At 39.4% G+C, this 18,708-nt stretch carries 15 protein-coding genes; all 15 read right to left on the bottom strand.

Going from position 1 to position 18,708, the window contains the following annotated elements; translation table 11 throughout:
* Positions 1 to 63: 63 nt before the first annotated feature.
* The 15 genes from AC4E8C_RS05285 to AC4E8C_RS05215 all read right to left on the bottom strand — a co-directional run bounded on the left by AC4E8C_RS05285 (position 64) and on the right by AC4E8C_RS05215 (position 18,537).
* Positions 64 to 2,676: a DUF2309 domain-containing protein gene (locus AC4E8C_RS05285; protein WP_490210855.1), complete on the bottom strand. Its 2,613-nt coding sequence runs from the start codon at positions 2,674 to 2,676 to the stop codon at positions 64 to 66.
* A complete protein-coding gene (locus AC4E8C_RS05280; protein ID WP_490210853.1) occupies positions 2,673 to 4,196 on the bottom strand; it encodes an NADH dehydrogenase subunit 5 in 1,524 nt (507 codons plus the stop codon). Before AC4E8C_RS05280 ends, AC4E8C_RS05285 begins: the two co-directional genes overlap by 4 nt.
* Before the next feature lie 464 nt (positions 4,197 to 4,660).
* Positions 4,661 to 6,085, bottom strand: a complete 1,425-nt coding sequence (locus AC4E8C_RS05275; RefSeq protein ID WP_490210851.1) for a M24 family metallopeptidase — start codon at positions 6,083 to 6,085, stop codon at positions 4,661 to 4,663.
* A 112-nt stretch (positions 6,086 to 6,197) separates the two neighbouring features.
* Entirely contained in the window at positions 6,198 to 6,590 is a 393-nt protein-coding gene (locus AC4E8C_RS05270) for a YsnF/AvaK domain-containing protein (protein WP_490210849.1), read from the bottom strand.
* A gap of 59 nt (positions 6,591 to 6,649) precedes the next feature.
* Positions 6,650 to 7,153 (bottom strand): YsnF/AvaK domain-containing protein, encoded by a 504-nt coding sequence (locus AC4E8C_RS05265; protein WP_490210848.1) that lies wholly within the window; start codon positions 7,151 to 7,153, stop codon positions 6,650 to 6,652.
* A 211-nt stretch (positions 7,154 to 7,364) separates the two neighbouring features.
* Positions 7,365 to 8,618, bottom strand: coding sequence for an L-lactate MFS transporter (locus AC4E8C_RS05260; RefSeq protein WP_490210846.1), 1,254 nt, complete (start codon positions 8,616 to 8,618; stop codon positions 7,365 to 7,367).
* Between the two features lie 147 nt (positions 8,619 to 8,765).
* Positions 8,766 to 9,524 (bottom strand): LytR/AlgR family response regulator transcription factor, encoded by a 759-nt coding sequence (locus AC4E8C_RS05255; protein ID WP_490210844.1) that lies wholly within the window; start codon positions 9,522 to 9,524, stop codon positions 8,766 to 8,768.
* Entirely contained in the window at positions 9,521 to 11,182 is a 1,662-nt protein-coding gene (locus AC4E8C_RS05250; RefSeq protein WP_490210842.1) for a LytS/YhcK type 5TM receptor domain-containing protein, read from the bottom strand. Before AC4E8C_RS05250 ends, AC4E8C_RS05255 begins: the two co-directional genes overlap by 4 nt.
* A 142-nt stretch (positions 11,183 to 11,324) precedes the next feature.
* On the bottom strand, positions 11,325 to 12,704 hold the full coding sequence (gene rlmD / locus AC4E8C_RS05245; RefSeq protein WP_490210840.1) for a 23S rRNA (uracil(1939)-C(5))-methyltransferase RlmD: 1,380 nt from the start codon (positions 12,702 to 12,704) through the stop codon (positions 11,325 to 11,327).
* A 101-nt stretch (positions 12,705 to 12,805) separates the two neighbouring features.
* Positions 12,806 to 13,573, bottom strand: coding sequence for a delta-lactam-biosynthetic de-N-acetylase (gene pdaA, locus AC4E8C_RS05240; RefSeq protein WP_490210838.1), 768 nt, complete (start codon positions 13,571 to 13,573; stop codon positions 12,806 to 12,808).
* Between the two features lie 63 nt (positions 13,574 to 13,636).
* Positions 13,637 to 14,599 (bottom strand): nuclease-related domain-containing protein, encoded by a 963-nt coding sequence (locus AC4E8C_RS05235; RefSeq protein WP_490210836.1) that lies wholly within the window; start codon positions 14,597 to 14,599, stop codon positions 13,637 to 13,639.
* A gap of 408 nt (positions 14,600 to 15,007) precedes the next feature.
* Entirely contained in the window at positions 15,008 to 16,555 is a 1,548-nt protein-coding gene (locus AC4E8C_RS05230; protein WP_490210835.1) for a fumarate hydratase, read from the bottom strand.
* Between the two features lie 142 nt (positions 16,556 to 16,697).
* Complete coding sequence (locus AC4E8C_RS05225) at positions 16,698 to 16,898, bottom strand: SE1561 family protein (protein ID WP_490210834.1); 201 nt, start codon at positions 16,896 to 16,898, stop codon at positions 16,698 to 16,700.
* Positions 16,899 to 16,999: 101 nt separating this feature from the next.
* A complete protein-coding gene (locus AC4E8C_RS05220; RefSeq protein WP_490210833.1) occupies positions 17,000 to 17,809 on the bottom strand; it encodes a YfkD family protein in 810 nt (269 codons plus the stop codon).
* A gap of 110 nt (positions 17,810 to 17,919) precedes the next feature.
* Positions 17,920 to 18,537: a YczE/YyaS/YitT family protein gene (locus AC4E8C_RS05215; protein WP_490210832.1), complete on the bottom strand. Its 618-nt coding sequence runs from the start codon at positions 18,535 to 18,537 to the stop codon at positions 17,920 to 17,922.
* Positions 18,538 to 18,708: the final 171 nt, after the last annotated feature.

The following is an 18,708-nucleotide window of genomic DNA, read 5'->3' as shown; positions in this document are numbered from 1 at the left end:
CTGCCCTTAGCTGACTTTCTTCCGGAAAAGATATGTATCATTACTATAAAGCTGGGAAAGAGGTTAAGACCAACTTTCCCAGTTTCCTTCCGGATCAATCGAAGCAAGCCGAATCCAACCGTTTTTCACTTTTTGCCCAAAAGCGTGATCGCGGTCCAGTATCCGTTTCACATAATCCCGTGGTGCTTGGATGACTACTAATAAACGCAGTGGCTCATGATATGCCTCTTCATCCGATTTCATTACAGACTGCCAAGGAAGACCAGTTAATAAGTCACTGGCGTTCCCTTGCATGACCCCAAGGCCGGCTGTGACCGTTTGGGTTGTTTTATTCCCGCTGCCATAATAATGCGGGGCAACAGTGGATGCATAATATTGCAGGTTAATCCATTGAGCTACCGTGGTTGGCCCGGAAATAATGTTGGCCAGGATCGAACCGTTTTTATCTTTCTTCCAGTTATAATTATTGAGAAAAGCTCTACCTCCCAAATCGCAGCCTTTGGTCAGCCTGCGTTCCCCAATGACAAATGCGGCGTTACGTGCCAAGCCCCATTCTGGCCGCACCTCACTCCAATCTTCCGAAAGCCGCTCTGCTTCAGCCTTTGGATTCACGTGGTGGGTTCCAAGATTTGGTAAATGCTTTACCCGCTCGGCATTAGCTTTTTCACTGACCTTTGGCAATGCTGCTTGAACACACTGAAATGCTTCTTTAGCCTCTTCTGATAGTTCTGGAACATAAAGCCAACGCAATTCATCAAGTGTGGTTATATGTTCGGCAGCTGCAAAAACGGTATCCTTCGGAATCATAATTCCCTCTATTTCAAGGCTCTTCCTCACGTTTGGAAGATTACACAAGGTTGCCAGCACCCGTGCATTAAATCCACTAGATGCCCCTCCGCATGCGCCACAGTCAAGTGCCGAACTATATGGATTGTTCGTGCTGTGACTTCCATGTCCGCAAATAACCACTAGTGGTGCAAAGTGATCGGTCAACCCCATCATTTTTAGAGCTTGACGTACATAGTTTACTTTTTCTTTCATAGAAAAGCCAATGGGCAGACCTGTTTCCACTGTATCTGTATGATCAAGTGAGAGTTTCGTCATTGGTTTTTGCAGCCATGTATCGTACAGTTTGTTTAATGTTCGGCCTGCGCTTCGTGGAACAAAGCTGCGAGCCAGCGTTTGCAGACTTAGCCAAGGACCGCTAATCTCCGGAAGTACCATGCTGGAAACCAAATTATGCTTCAACGTTTTAAACGTGTGACCTAGTGAGCTGGTCACTTGATGCCGTTGTTGATAGGATTCAGAATCCGCTGAAAACTCTTTAATTTTATATTGTGGCTTAAACATGACTGGCAAAGAGTTATGTGTGTGGTTACTGCCAATCGCACAGGTTTCAATCGGCAATCCGAAAAAGCCTGCTGTTCCAAACGTTTCAAAATCTCCTGCTGTTTCAAGGTTCCGGCGAAAAGGCTCTGAACGTACATCAATACAAAACACAAATTGGGCTAGTGCTGGTTTACCGTTTTCTGCATCTGCAGCAGGTTTTTGTGATGTAATCACTGTCTTTAATTGATCTTCATATGTTTTTTCCCATGCTTCTAGCCAAAGCCGATTGCGTTGAATCTTATCAAAACGATACGCTAGGGTCAAACGTGCCTTTATTTCTGCAGAAGATAATTGTGACCAAGCATTGATGGGAAGGTTCCCCCATTTTACCCATTCTGCAATCAATGACTCTACTTGAACTTGATCATTTCTTCTTTCAGGTAATGGAAGATAGGGTTTAACTAGTACCCTTTCCATCGACATCCGAACTGCTAAATAATCAAGAAGGAGTGAACTTTCTTTAGTGGATTGCTGTGAGCGCCATAGCATCATTCCAGCCCAGCCAGGTAAAGCAAGGAAATGTGCTTCCAAATAGTCTTGAATCTCTGAAAAAGGAATTTCAAGTTCAAGTAAAACTTCCATTAAGGCAGCGTCAGCTTCTTCCGGGAGCTCACTGAATTGTTTACGTACCTTTCGGCTAAGTGCTGGGTCATGCAGGACTAATTTCCGCCACGCATGATAGAAGCCTTCTTCTCGACTAGGCATAGACCAAACTGCCTGGGACTCATCTAAAAATAATTTACACCACTTGATTGTATGGCGGTTAAGTTCTTGAGCTGCATTCACTTTGCCCAGCAGTTCCAAGCTCTGGCTTAAAGTTTTGACCGCGTGTTTTTCGGTCATTTTGGATGTAAAACGATTTAGTTTCCTTGCCATGCTTTTTATCTCGGGCACTTCTAAAGTGTTGGATAATGGTTGATCCATTGAAAGCGCAGCTCTGCAGAAATGTTCTGCTGCCTCACGGGGCAACTCCAAAGACTGTGAGTTTAACCAATCTTGAAGTCCTTTTTCTAAAAAGTCCTGACGAATCCTGCCTTGGTCCCGGGCAGACAGAAATACAGAGTCATTAGGATAAATATCTACATCGCAAGTATCTTTAAGCCACCGTACTGTTTTTTCAAAGGGTTGACCCTCTAAACCGGCCCAAGGGCTGCGGGCCGCAAAGGTGTTAATAGGGCCGAGTGGTGCAATGACCTTGCTTGCAGAGTTCACCAAGTCAGGAAGATCCAAATCAATGGTATCGGGCAGCTTTTCCCAATGTAATGTTTTTGCTAATGTTGTATTCATCTTAAATGACCTCCTCTAAAGAATGATTGTGTCAAATAGGTAGGATGACTTTCGACCAAATCACTTTGAGGCTCACCCAGTCGAACGAGCCAGAGATAAACGACAGCATAGGCAGTTGATGAACGATGACGAGCCAGCCATACACCTCCAGCACTTCCTGCCAAGAGGATTATCAGGAGCAGAATAACCGCCGGTGCCTGTGGTAGAATTCCTTTCGGGATTGAGTTCTGTAACATATGATAAAAAGAATCATGTACTAAACTGTATATAATTGCTGCTGCTGTAATTAAAGTAAGGCCAGCAATACGACTGATACGTCCGGATCCCAAAGCCACGAGCTGGGTCCAGGCTAAAGAAACTGACCATCCTAATGTAAGAGCGCTTATCATTTGGTAACTTTCTCCAGAAGAAGACATCCAAATACCAAGTGCCACTAGGAGGCTTAAAATACCGCCAAAGATTGTCCATAAAAATACCGTTGGCTGTTGCTTGCTAGAGGCAGGCACCGCATCGTGTTGAAGCGCAGAGCCAGCCTGTAAGAAAAGGGTTGATTTGAATAGACCATGTAAGACAGCGTGGATAATGGCTGCCAAATATGCCCCTAATGCACATTGGATTAACATGAAACCCATCTGGGCAATCGTCGATCCGACCAGTTGCCGTTTATAGTCAACGTGAACCAGCATAATTCCGGTCCCTACTATGACTGAAACACTGGATAATATAAGCAAAACCATTTGAGCTATATCTCCGCTAAAAAGCGGTGAGAAACGAGTCAGGATCATTCCGCCTGCATTCACTAATCCCGCATGCATTACTGCCGAGACTGGTGTTGGAGCCACTACTGAATCTAACAGCCAGCGTTGGAAAGGAAATTGTGCTGCCGGAATTACGACAGCTAGGATGAGCAGAAGATTAATACAAGTCCTTTCCCATGAATCCAGCTGTACAATACTGTTTTGGGTGAGGACGAGCGATAACTGCCAATGACCTGTAACCTGAGTAACCCAAATCACAGCCAACATCAGGGAAAGCCAGCCTAGTGCAAATTGACGGCCAGTTTGCTTTGCTGCGTTTCTAGCAATACTCCACTCTTTTTTTAATCTTATAAGCAGGGTCAATCCTAGGAGTGTACCACCCCAGCAGACTAGCAATATACGAAGATCATTACTTAACCAGGCACCTGCATCAACAGTAGTAGTAATCGTTAAAAGAGCAAAATATTTTCGATAGGCATGATCACCTAATAAATAACGAATAGAAAAGCGTTGCACGATAAAACCGATGGTAAGCACGAACAATGCCAGCAGCCATGATAAGGAATCAAACCGCCAAGGGCCATAATTCATTGTCTCCTGGTTCGTAACAAGGGCCAGCAGGGCAATAAGCGGGGGAAAAATGGTGATTCCAACGTGATACCGCACAAAAGACAGCGGAACCTTTGGGTATAACAGGAATAGTGCGCTGAGCACCGATACTGCAAGTAATCCAAAAAATATTTCTGGCAGATACATTAACATTCTACTTCCCCCCTTCAATGAATGTAGAAAACCAACATTCTAAGAAAATATTATTTCCTCCATCACTGATTCCTCTTTATTAAAAATAAACAAAAAAACCGACAATTTTTAAGTAAAATGGTTAAACCATTAAACTTTGAAAATTGTCGGTTTACTTTTAACGGGCCTAGTAAGGCCTTTTAATAGTCTACCTAATTATTAATATTTTCTTCCTTACATTAGGAAGTTTACTCTCACTTAATAAATTTACCTTTTCATTGTGTCAATTAATAGTTATTAACCCAATGCTAAAGTAATCTATTTAATTAGAGAATCAATTAATTAATTTATTTACGGTAGTAATGTTACTATTTCTCAAACATTCTGTCAAGTTGAAATCTACTAGTCGAGTTCACTTGTCTTATACTTACCCATTTCTTGGTAAAGCCTATCCAGCTATTTTTTATAAAGATTTATAATTACGCTTAGGCTTTTGGATGAAATAATAAAGCCTCTTCCTTATTTAATAGATAGGGCCTAAAGTATCCGACTGTATCTGATAAAGGGAGAACCTCTGGATGGAGTTGAATATTTAATTCCTGCTCAATATACTTTCTTCTCTTTTCAAACCGATCCCATAGCTTGGGAAAGTTTTTTTCGATTTCGTTTCGTAATTCTTCATCAGCCAAAGCGATTCCAGTCTCTGCACTGGCACCTCCGTAATTTGGAACCGATGGAATAATATCAATTTGAAATAACATCCCGCTCTTTAAAACAGTATTGGACCGGCGATAAATTGGAGAAGACAGCCATTCCTCATCTGATACAAAGTGACCTGGATTTAAATGCCAATTATATTGTTCCTTCGGCAATACGGTTTCGATTACATTATATAATTGACCACCTGTGATCCCGATTTTAATAGTTTCTAACCAAGTAACAACAGCAGAATAATATGGAATGGCAATTCTCTCTAAATAATCCCTAACTTCATTGGGAAGATCGTTTGTTTCCTTTACGACATAACCGGCTCTACTTGTTAATCCGCCTTTGTATCCAGTTGTAATGGAGAATTTATCACCAAGATTGACTGCTTTTTTTCTTGGATAAATAACGGCATTCGTAAAGCGCTCACCAGTAGCACAGATGGTTGTGACATTATGTGGCTGCCCATATCTTGAAAGAAATGAGGCCAATTCTGTTTCGGTTTTACCAATTTCGATATTATTTAAAGCTTCCAATACACAATCAGATGCCAAACTTGAACCAAACTCATAATAATTAATTTCATCTGCATTATTAATTGTTCTAATTCCACCGTTTTCACCAATAAAAATTTCACTGCAATTAAATACTTTTGTAGAACATTCATGTGCTAAATTTTGTAATGCCTCCACAATGAAATATGGAATATCAAATAAATTTTGATTTTCTTCATATCGGCTTGTAAACACTTTCCAGCCCACAACACCAATATTTTTTCCTCTAAAATCAATTGCATCTTTTATAATGTCTTTAAAACTTTTTTCATTATCCATAGGCTGATTTGGTAAAGAAAAGTGGGGTACATGAATAAGTTTCGACTCTACTCGGGAATATTTTGCCATCTTTAAATTTTCATTTCCAAGAAATAATATTGCGGTACCATTTGAATCCATTGCTAATAATGCTTCTTCAAATCGGGGAATAAAACCTGTTAAATACTCAAAGTTGGCACCATGTTCACGGTCAGCATATATAAAAACGAGATCGATTCTTTTTTTATTCATAGCTTCTAGTAGACTTTCTTTTCTTTCTCGAAATGTACGATCCGATAAAAATACAGTATTATCATTAAAATTCATTTCAGGATGTGCTACTTTCGATAATGAAAATTTGTCCATACTATATTTATGTTTTAAATCTTCCAATTCCTCTTTTCCTCCATTCCATTTGCTATAAAATTGCTTCCCGCAAAGTCACTAAAGGGTATATGAAAAGATCCTGCCGGGAAGCAGATCCTTTAAGAATGGTTATTCTTTTTTACACATCGCTAGTCGGGTTGACTACCTCCACTTTAACATCACCAATCGTTTCAATACGGAGCTTTTCTTCCTTTAGGGTTTCATTTACCTGAATAACCTCTTCAAATTGCTGTGTATCCACTTTCATATTATTCAACATAGCAGGGTGAAGAGTAACTTCAATACGTTCCTCACTCATGGGTATTCGGGTTACCTCGATATCTGAATGATCTGGGGTTAGCCCTTTTTTTTCGATAACTAGTTCTTCATGGTTTACCGGTACCAATATTTGCTTCACTTCGGTGTATGTATTTTTATATACCTTAACATCGGCTGTCTCAACCCGTTTCTTGGTAATATCCAGCTTTTCTTTATGCAGCTGGAACATCATATGTTGCGTTTCATCCTTCAATTTCTTTCCCTCCTTTGCAAAGGATCTGACCCCACCAGGTAGGTGAGGCCAGACTTTAATTAGCTGTTAATATCGCTAAATTCAGATCCGCCGGAAACAATATTGACACTTCCAGTTGTATCCACTTTGGCTTCTTCCCGTCTTAGTGTTTCATCGATTTGCTGGGTCTCTGAAACCTGACGCTTAGAAGCAGCAACTTCTTCCGTTGTAACGGTGTATTTGTTTACATCTACTTGTTCCTGACTAACAGGAATATGAATCGATTCATCACTGCTAATCGCAGCGTTGCTGGACTGGTTATTAACCGGCGTTCTTGTGATGACTACTTCCTCATGCATCACAGGAACGTCAACAGTTTTTTGCTCCTCCACCACTTCTTTTGAAAGAACAACCTCACCTGCATTGACACTATTTTTTGTAATATCAAGCTCTTCTTTATGAAGTTCTAATTTGCCATCCTTTAGACTATTTTGTGTAGTGGAAGTTGTATCGGTCCCTTGAGTGCTTGAATTATCATTGTTTTGCGATTTGTCATCACCAAATAGTCCTAAAAAATCTGCCATAAAAAAATCCCCCTTTGTTGATAATTATGGTCTAACCTTTATAGAATTTGCTCTATCGTGAAAACTATACTGTTATCAGATAAAGTTTCGGATGAAAAATACTTGTTAATGACCAAGCAAAAGAAAAGTCTGTAGGTTCCTTCATTCTATAAAAATAGAAGAAAAAAAGAACCCATGGGTGTTTTTATCTCCACGGATTCGTTTTGTGTTTTTAATATTTACTTGCCGGTGTATTCGGAGACAAGCTACGAATTTTATCAGTATTCCTTTTATCCTTCGTTCTTGGTTCCCCAGTGACCGGTGCTTTTATCATCATGGCAATAATTACAGAAACAATGCTTAAAATAGCAATAAGTTTAAAAGTAGGGATGAATCCCCCTAAAGAAGAAGCAATAAAAGAACCCGAGATGGCACCAATACCGAATCCTTGATAAATAATTCCGTAGTTTTTACTTTGATTTTTCAAACCAAAGAAATCTGCTACAATAGCTGGAAATACTGTAATATTACCTCCAAAACAGAACGCAATTGCTGCAACACTTACAAAGAATAGCCCATAGTTTAGTTGGACAAAACTTAATACTGTAACCGCGGCTGCTGTCACAAGCAATGCACCCGATACCACTCTTAGACGACCGACTTTATCGGATAAAGCTCCCAGAATGATACGTCCACTGGTATTAAAAATGGCTACTAATGCCACTGCATTACTTGCCGTTGCAATATCAAGCCCCGCCATTTTAACACCAATGTCCTTGACAATTCCGATTAAAAATAATCCGCTCATGCAAGATGTAAAGAAGATTACGAATAAAAGATAAGCTTCCTTCGTTTTCAACATCTCTTTCACGGTATAATCTTTTTGAATACTGCCATTTTGAATTTTCAATTCGTTGCTTACTTTAGCTTCCCGAACTAGAAATGAACCGCCTATGACCATGATCATGACAATTAATCCCCAATAAAAGAAGGCTTGAGTAATTCCGGCAGATTGGATGAAAGACCCGTTAATGAACTTGAAAATCAAACTGCCTGTACCGTACGCGCCAACTGAAATACCAGAAATAAGTCCTTTTCTTTCCGGAAACCATTTAATTAAATTTGATAAAGATGTGATATAGGCTGTACCATCCGCTGCCCCAACAATGACGCCTGCTAAGATATAAAGCATCCATAACGATGATACTTGTGAACTAATAATTAAACCTGCTCCGAGGACAATGCCGGCAATAATTAGTAAGCGGCGAATTCCCCATTTATCTTGCAGCTTCCCTGCGAACAAAGTGGATAGTGCTAATGCTAAGCTTGTAATCGAAAAAGTCAAAGCAACTGAATTTAACTTCCAGCCAAAGTGGTCTACTAAGGGCTGATTGAAAAGACTCCACGTATATATAGTACCTAATCCCATTTGTACAATAATCGTTCCTATTACTATCAACAAACGACGGTCTGTGTTTGTATTCATCACAATCTCCTCTTTTCTTCCTTTAAACTAATCATGGTTAACATTGATAATTTCTACTTGTTATCGTTTACATGATCATAATACCACTGAAAAAAAGAGAGAAAACGTTTTCGGAATGAAATGCTTATTATAAGGAATGAAAGGAGATTATAGCTGCATGATTTGTTTAAAAGCTTTCACCTTGCTTCTGCTTACTGGAATTTCAGCGTTAAGCTCTTTAAGACGCAGTATATAGGTTTGATTAAACCATGGTACAATTTCACGGATTTTCGTTAAGTTCACTGTGTAAGATCGGTGACAACGAAAGAACATTTCCTCCGGCAGATGGGTGTGAAACTCTGTTATACTCATCTGCATCGTATACTCCTCACTCAACGTATAAACCAATGTCACCTTTTCACTTGCTTCCGCATAATAAATGTCATTTACATCTGTTACAATAATTTTATCGTTCTTTTTTAAATTGATACGGTTAGAGGCCTTTGTATGTGCTTCTACTTCCTGTATCGATCTAATTTCTGGAATCATTGCTTCTGACTGATTTCGGTTATAAGCAACTTCAAGCCTGCTTAACATCGCCGCCATCCGCTTTTCATCATAGGGCTTTAGGACATAATCAAAGGCTTCAAGTTCAAATGCTTGTGCGGCATGTTCTTTGTAAGCAGTAGTAAAGACAATATATGGCCTTTTCGTAAATTTACTAATGGTACTAGCCAGCAGCATCCCATCAAGTGATGGAATATTGATATCTAAAAAGATTACATCTGTTTCTTGCTCCTGCAAAAATTTTAAAACATCTAAGCCATCATCAAAGAAATGAGTGACTTCAATTTCACTATAAGCTTCAATTAAATATTCCAATTCTTCACGAGCTGGAATTTCATCTTCCACAATAATCGCTTTCATAACTTCTCCTTTACCATCTCAAAAAAAACTTCTGTTCCATGTGAAAGCCGGTGTATCACCAGTCCATTTCCATAAATGAGTTTCACTCGCTGATGAACATTATACAAGCCGATTTTATTAGTTGGTACCGTATCATGCTCCACATTGCTGATGACTTCTCCACTAATTCCTGCACCCGTATCCTTTACGCTTACCCTTATCTTTTCTCCCAAATCTTTGACAGAAATCGTCACTACTCCAGGGCCTTTTTTCTTTAAAATTCCATGAATAATGGCGTTCTCCACTAAAGGCTGGATGAGAAGACTTGGTATGTTAACATTTACTTTGTCTATGTCATAGTCTACTGCTAGACGACTGCCGAAACGTGCCTTTTCGATTTCTACATAATCACGGACTTGCTCCAATTCTTTATGGATATCAATCAATTCATCATTTACCTCTAAGTTGTAGCGCATATAACCAGAAAGATTGATAATCAACTCCCGTGCTTTATCGGGATTTCTTCTTGTAGTAGAGGCAATAGCATTAAGGGCATTAAACAAAAAGTGCGGATTAATCTTTGTTTGAAGTGCCTTCAACTCTGCTTTATTCGCTTCGGCCTTTATTTGTTCGATCCGTGAAACCTCCATTAGAGTAGAAATGATTTGAGAAAGTCCAATCGCCATTGTCTGAAGGGAGTAAGTCATCTTATAGGCTTTCCGATAGTAAATTTTTAATGTACCCGTCACCTCCCCATGTTCCTCAAAGGGAACAATCAACAGAGAGTGAATTTGGGGTGTATAGTGATCCGCTATATGATTTCGTATAATAAACTTACCCGTTCGGATCGCTTCCTTGGTCAAATCACTGATTATTTCCTGACCAGCCACATATCGTTCTTCCCCAAAACCAACATAGGCGAGTACATTTTCATTATCAGTAATGGCCACCGCATCGGCCTTGATATCATTTTTTATAATACTGCAGATTTGCCTTAAAGAATTCAAATTGATGGAGCGAAAATAAGGCAAGGTCTTATTTGCGATATCTAACGCCAGCTTGGCGTGCCTTGCCGCAATAGTTTCCTTCTCACCTTCCACACTCATGACCAGCAACACAATCAGACCAATGTTTAATTCTCCTACTATCATCGGAAAGGCTATCTTTGATACAATGTCGAAACCAAGTGAAAATGGATCAGCCAATGCAAGTATTAACAGCATGGTCAATACTTCACAAAACATTCCAGCCGCAATTCCATAGATCCAACGCAGCGACCTCTTTACTTTTCGGTTAATATAACCCGAAACAATCCCCGCAATGATACTAGTAATTAAGCATGGGACTGAGGTGATTCCGCCAATATCAATCAAATAGCGGTGTACACCCGAGACCACGCCCGAAATGATTCCCACCCATGGACCAAACAAAATCCCACCCGACACAACAGCAATGATTCTGGTATTCACAAGTGAACCTTCAACATTAATCCCTGAATAGGTACCAAAAATAGAAAATAAGCAAAACATGAGTGTAATAATAAGCCGCTCCGTAAGAGAGTGACGATCTTTTTGAAGGGATTCCTTAAATCTGGGAATCCTAATCATAAAAAACAGACAAATTAACAGCAAAGCAGCTCGTTCAAATAAATGGATCAACATTTCTAATGAAGTATTCATCGAAAAATCCTTTCAAATTACGTAAATCGTGATGTAGGTAACTAATGTATCATAATTGGAATTTCCTTCTCTGTGAAAATCTACATAAATCATATTAGAAAGCAAAGAGGCCCACTCCACAAGGGGTTGAGCTTCTTTAAACTTATTTTAGTACAATCTCAGCTACCGCTTCTACATGTGCCGTATGCGGAAACATATCCACTGGCTGAATATACTTTACTTCATATTTAGCATTTAAGGTCTGAATATCTTTTGCCAATGTAGATGGGTTACATGAGACATAGATAAGCTTTTCTGGTTTCACTTGTAAAATCGTTTGGAGCAGCTGGCCATCGAGTCCGGTTCGTGGCGGGTCTACGACGATCACATCTGGCTTCCAACCTTTTTTGACCCATTTTGGTAAGACTTCTTCCGCTTTACCTGGAACATATTTTGTATTCGTTAATCCATGGCGCTTCGCATTTTTCTTCGCATCATCAATCGATTCCGGGATAATGTCCATACCGCGGACCTCGGCTGCTTGATCCGCCAGCCATAAACCGATGGTCCCGACACCACAATAGGCATCGACTATTTTTTCTTTGCCGGTAAGAGCGGCAGCTTTTTTAACCTCATCATAAAGTTTTACGGTTTGAATCGGATTTAATTGAAAAAAAGTTCTTGCAGATAACTCAAATTGTAAATCACCAAGAGTTTCCTGGATAAACTCTTCGCCTGCTAGAGCGAGGGTTTCTTCTCCAAATATTAAAGATGTTTTTTCACCGTTGATATTTTGTACGATTGACTTAACCTTGGGAAGCCTTTTTTGTATCTCTTTTATTATAGACTCCTTTTGGGGCAGCTCTTTTTGTGTCGTAATTAAGACAACCTGAAGTTCGCCCGTTTCCACCCCTACCCTAGCCACAATGGTTCGAACAATTCCTTTTCGTGTTTTTTCATTATAGATAGGGATACGCAGCTCCTCTAGAATGGACTTAACATTGCTTACTGCTTCGTTTGTTTGTGAATGTTGGACGGCACAGTGTTCAATATCAATTAATTGGTGAGAATTCATGCCATATAACCCCGCCAACACCTTTCCATTCTTCTGTGCCACTTGGAAACTGCTTTTATTCCGGTAGCCCCAAGGATTTTCCATCCCGATGGTTTCACGAATATCTAATTTTTCAATTGAGAGTTTTGTATGCCGCTCTAACGATTGGATGATCATATCCCGTTTTTCTTTTAATTGTTGTCCGTATTGCAGATGTTGCAGCTGACATCCGCCGCATTGCTCATAAAACGGACATGGCGGCTGCACACGATGAGGTGATGGTTTACGGATTTTCTTTATTCTCGCTTCCGCAAATTTAGGGTTTATTTTCGTCGCCTCTACGACTACTTCTTCACCGGGCAAGGCTCCTGGCACAAAAACTACCTGCCGTTTAAAATAACCTACCCCTTCTCCATTAATGCCGAGCCTTTTTATCGTTAGAGGAAATGTCTGATTTAATTGGATCTTGATTCCTTGTTCCGTTTTCATTTTGTTCACTCCAAATTTTCATAAAGCCTTTTTATTGTCCTGATATTATAGCACGTTCCAAAGTGAAAAGCCGAATTCCTTTGTGAATTCGGCTTAGTTGACTACTTTTTCTTCGGAAACTCATCTAGGCTTTTGAATTTGTAGCCTTTCTTTTTCAAATCTTTGATTGCCCGTTCTAATGCATCCGCATTGTCTTTAGAAACGGAATGTAGTAACAAGACGCAGCCCGGATGAATTTGACTCATGATGTTATCGTATGAATATTGCCATCCTCTTTGCTGATTAATATTCCAGTCGACAAAAGCAAGCGACCAAAAAACGTGGGTGTATCCCTCTTCTTTTGCAATTTGCATCGTTCTTTCACTAAATACACCACGTGGCGGACGTAAATATTTCATTTTCTTTTGGCCAGTGATTTCTTTTGTTTTGACCTTTACCTTTTTTAGCTCTTCACGAATTATACTATCACTAGTTACTGTAAAATCTGGATGGCCCCAAGAATGGTTCCCAATGATATGTCCTTCTTTAACAATTTGTTTAGCAAGGTCGGGCTGGGAAAGTAAAAAATGTCCTGTGACAAAAAAGGTGGCCGGAACCTTCTGCTTTTTTAAGACTTTAAGAATTTTCGGAGTGTAGCCATTTTCGTACCCGCTATCAAATGTTAAATATAAGACTTTTGAATTAGGATCACCTTTATAAAAAGCCCCATATTTTTCGAGAATCTGGTCATACTCTGGTCCCGCTTCAGGCGGAATTTCATCCACCGCTTTCTTAAAGCCCCAATGAATCGGCTTATTTGAAACTGCTGCGTATGTACTATTTGGAAGTAATAGCAGCAATATTGCAAGGATGCTGATTAGGCGCTTCATCCATGTTCCCCCTATTTTAGTTTATATTAGTGTTTGTTAAATAAGGGAAAAGATAATTAGTATTTATAGGAAATCGTTAGGCTCGTGATAGAGACGATCTTTCGTAGTACCTGTGGATGGAAAGTTTAATAAAGATAAGAAATAAGTGGTGGCTCTTGAGGAAGGAAGGTGAAGGAATGTCCGTATTTGCAAGTTAGTAAAGGAGGACTCCATTAATAAGAAATAATCTTTTATTCCATTTAGATAAGCATCTTTTGAAACATAATGACAGGCTGGACATATCCATTTATTTCTCCTAATATCCATTGGAATGTTTAAGCAAATGGGGCACTCAACCCCTGTTATCACTTCAGATTTATCTATATTAAACTTTTCTGCTAAATCAAGGATTAATGGAGTATGGCTTTTAAGGAGGAGTTTTTTTATTTTTTCAATCGTCTTATTATCAAGGATATCCTTTTTATTATGGTGGTACTCGTTAATCTTTCTTAAAAGGTCGCCTACACGACAAACTTTTTGTATGGCCTCTGTGTAGTCCGTGCTAATGCTTACTTCTGTTGATGAATTGCAAATAATTACAAGCGAGTCGATTGGCAACTGTGGAATTTTGTGTTTTTCAAGAAAAAACCTTATTAATATATTATGACGATTAGCCTGTAAAATTGGATCTTCATATATGGTTCGATTTTCCATATACTCTTGAATCATTTGATTTTTTTCAATTAGGAGCTTTCCAGCATGGTTTTTCCCATCTAACATAAGGATTGCCTTCGAGGAAAGCAGCAGGGCATCAATTTGAAAATAGCCCTCTCCAAAAGGAAGACGCAAATCGTGGAAAATAAAGAATTTGTCGGAAGGAATTTGCCCTAAATAAAAATTGATTTGTCTTTCTCCATTATAGCCTGATCTTAAAATTCTGATATACTGCTGCAATTCATTCAAATTGGGATGATTTTTGGGGGTTCTTTTCTCCAAACCCTCTGCCCTGACTAGGTTGATTGGTTTTATAAGATTTTTTACAAACAAAATAAGTACCTCCTTCCTTTTTAAGTATTAATTTTCGATGAATTATGGCAATATCCCTTGCATTCTAATTTGAACTATTTATGAACTTTTTATCTTGTTTGGGGAATTCTACAAATTTGGGAAGGGTTTCTACAATTTTTCAAGTTTTTCTACAAATTTGGGGAGGAATTCTACGAATTTTCAAGTTATGCTATAAAGTCAAAAAGGGATTCTACAATTTTTCGATTTATTCTACAAATCCAAAGAGAGATTCTACAATTTTTCGAGGTATTCTACAAATCCAAAGAGGGATTCTACAATTTTTCGAGGTATTCTTCAAATTCGAGGAGGAATTCTACAATTAGTCCTAACTCCCCCTCCTCGCAAAAAAAGGACAAGCGCCCACCCGCGCCTATCCTAAAAAAATTTTTATTTAAATACCGGTTCCTTAAACTGTGCCAACTTTTCCAAGGATGATTGATCCACATCTGCATGCAAGCTGTTGCCATGTGAATCCATGGTCACTACCGCAGTGAAACCTTCTACCCGCAGGTGCCACATCGCTTCTGGAATTCCGAATTGCATGAGGTCGACGCCTTCAACATCTTTAATACATTCAGCATAATACTGTGCGGCGCCGCCGATAGCATTGAGATAAACGCCTCCATGCTCCTGCAAAGCTGCCAAAGTTTTCGGTCCCATACCGCCTTTCCCCATCACAGCACGAATGCCAAATTTTTTCATGATGTCGCCTTGGTATGGTTCTTCGCGGATACTTGTTGTTGGTCCAGCGGCCTTTACATGCCATTTACCATTTTCATCCTTTAACATTACAGGTCCGCAATGGTAAATAACTTGTCCATTCAAATCGACTGGGGCATCGTGATCGCTTAAATATTTATGAATTGCATCACGCCCTGTATACATTAAGCCGTTAATTTGTACAACATCACCGACCTTTAAGGAACGAATTTTCTCCTCTGTAATAGGAGCCTCCAACACGATGACATCTGCAGTCGAAGCAGCAGCTGCTGTTTCCTTTTCCGCTTCAGTTTGTGCGAAATCAATGAACTCGCCATCTTGGTATGCCCATTCGTTAATTTCACCAGTTTCTGGATCTACGCTGACACCAGCGCGGCGGAAAGCCCAGCAATTATAAGCAACGGAAACATAAAAGCTGGCTGGAATCCGGTGCATGACACCAACTTTACAACCTAAAAGGGTGGCTTCGCCGCCAAAGCCCATGGTGCCGATTCCTAATTTATTGGCATTTTCCAAGACGTACTCTTCCAGTTTACGGAGATCCTCGTTTGGATTTACATCTTCAACCGAACGGAATAATTGTTCTTTTGCTAAATCGTAACCGGAGGAACGATCTCCGCCAATTCCAACTCCGATAAAACCAGCACTGCAGCCTTGTCCTTGTGCTTGATAAACGGAATGCATGATGCATTTGCGGATTCCATCAAGGTCACGGCCAGCACGGCCAAGCCCTTCTAGCTCACATGGCAGGCTATATTGAATGTTTTTATTTTCACAGCCGCCGCCTTTTAAAATGAGACGAACGTCAATGTAATCTTTTTCCCATTGCTCAAATTTAATGACCGGCAATCCCGCTCCAAGGTTGTCTCCACTGTTTTTACCAGTTAATGAATCCACAGCGTTGGGACGTAATTTCCCCTCTTTGGTTGCAATGACAATCGCATTTCGGATTGCTTCTTTCAACTCTAGTTGGTTTACCCCAACTGGTGTTTTAATTTTAAAAGTAGGCAAGCCAGTATCTTGGCAGATAGGTGAGACTTGGTCGTCTGCCATTTTGATATTATTGGTAATCGTAGCAAGGCTCATGGCAGCACTAGTTCCCGCATTTTCCTTCTCCTTTGCCGCGAGAACCGCGCGGCGCACGTCTTTTGGAAGCTTGGTAGAAGTTTCAACAACAAGCTTGTACATGCTTTCTTGAAATTTTTCGATATTCAATTCGAGTACCCCTTTCCCTTTGTTCCCCATTTATTCTATTTTAAATTTTTCAACTATTTACACGCTTACATTATACTCTACCACCCGCTAGATTTAAAGGATTTGATGATAACTGACTTATTATAAAAAAAGAGCCTGTATCTTAAACAGGCTCACTTCCATCTTCACGATTGTTAAATTCTCTGCATTTCGATTCCATATCATCTAGCATAGCTAGTAAACGGTCAATATCCTCAAGATCAGTATCTTCAGGATCAATCGCCTCCAGCACATCTATAAACATATTTAATCGGTGTTTTAGAAAATCAACTTGTGTATTTTTATCTTGAATTGGACTGCCCATGTAAGTTGCGCTCCTTTCATTACCTTTTTTCATCCTACAGAAATAAACGGATTCTGACAATCTTTTTATAAAGAAAACTCGCCGGTTTGGCGAGTTCTACTTCATCGTGGCCGTTCTGAGGCAGCAAATCCAAATGATACGTAATCTTGGACCGGAATCCAGGCGCCAATCCCTTGTGAGGTAACATTTTTAATGACGATGAATTTTTTACTGCCTTTCAGCATTAAATATACTTCGCCATATGTTACTTTTCCTTTTTCATTGACCCCAGGGGCATAGGCATACAAATAGCCCAAGCGATTTGCAGGGATGTTATAAATATGATCATTTTTCGTACCTGCACCAATGATCGTTTCGAATGCTAAAGGCAGACGTGTCTTTTCCATGGCCTTTAATAGCATCATCTTTTTTACATCTTCGGCATTAGCAATTTTAGCTGTTAATCCGCCTCTAACAACTTTTTGAGCTTCTTGGACATATTTTATTTGATAGGGTACCTTACCACCGCGATTATCAAAGTAGTTTGTATTTATTTTTTGATACTCCCAGTTAGGCGAGGTTTCCGATGATTCATAATTTAATGGCCACTGGCCAAGGTAGATAATTGCTCGATAACCCACCGCAAATGGGGTACTGTTAATACTGGATTCATTGAGCATACGAATCAAGTCAGGGTTTTCGATTTTAACCTTCGAAGAGTTAATCAACTTTTTGGTTAAATCACTAGGCTGCAATAATGGTAAGTCCTGTGTTGAATTGGGATAGGTATTTTCCTTGGTAATGTTACGAACCGAGGACGGAACTTGATATTTTACTGCATTTTTTATCACCGGGGCCTTTTGCGCAAAAGCAGACGGTATAAAGGTTAACATCACGAGCAATGACAAGAGTAAAGAAAGATTTTTCTTCACGGGTTGAACTCCTTTCACTAGGAACATTAATAAGTCTGCTAGTAGTTTTTTCGGAGTTCATAAATATTATCCATCATTAACTCGAAGTATTTTTTCAACCATATTATGTATTACCCTTTTGCTTGTAAACGACCCCTTAATTTCTCAAAATGCGGGAAAAAGATTTGTATAGCCGGTCCTACCGTAAAAGTAATAATAAAAGTTCCGTACGAAATAGGCCCACCAAGGATGAAGGCGGGAATCAAGGCTGTTATTTCGCCGATCGTTTTGGCCAGCATCAAATTAACACCAAACCGTTCTTTTATCGCTAACATAAAATTATCAATTGGGCTTTGTGGAAATTTCGCCTGCAAGTAAATAGAAGCCCCAAAACCGATGACCAAAATTCCTATTAGCAGCATTCCTAGTTTGAACATGTACTGTTCGACACTAAATAGATCAAATACCGTGAACAACCAAAAGTCTACTAACGAACCAATTACAATGATCGTTAGAAAAGAAAGAAAATCAGGTTTTCTTTTCACTAAAAAAGCATTGAGGAAGATTAAAAACGCACCGTCAATCATCACCCATTTTCCTACAGATAAACCTGCCTTCTCGGTTAAGACCACATTTAGTGCATCCCATGCTCCGAGGCCAATATCTGAAACTTTGATTGTCATGCATACGCCAAAAGTCATGATTGATAGCCCAATAATAAAAAATAATAACCGTGTCGTAAATTTCATTAGCTGCTCCTTAAGGATTGATAAAAAAGTAATAGAATTGTAATAATCAGATTATTTACAAAATTCAAAAATGCAGATATAATAAATTTAATCTAAAAAAAAGGAGGGCAGTAATCAATCGGCTCTATTTTACTTATACTTAAGGAGGTTGGGATTTTTCTCATATATGAA

This window comes from Neobacillus sp. SRL179 (assembly GCF_984799095.1).
Note: the sequence above shows the minus strand (reverse complement) of the source record. Positions and strands in the feature narration are given on the sequence as shown.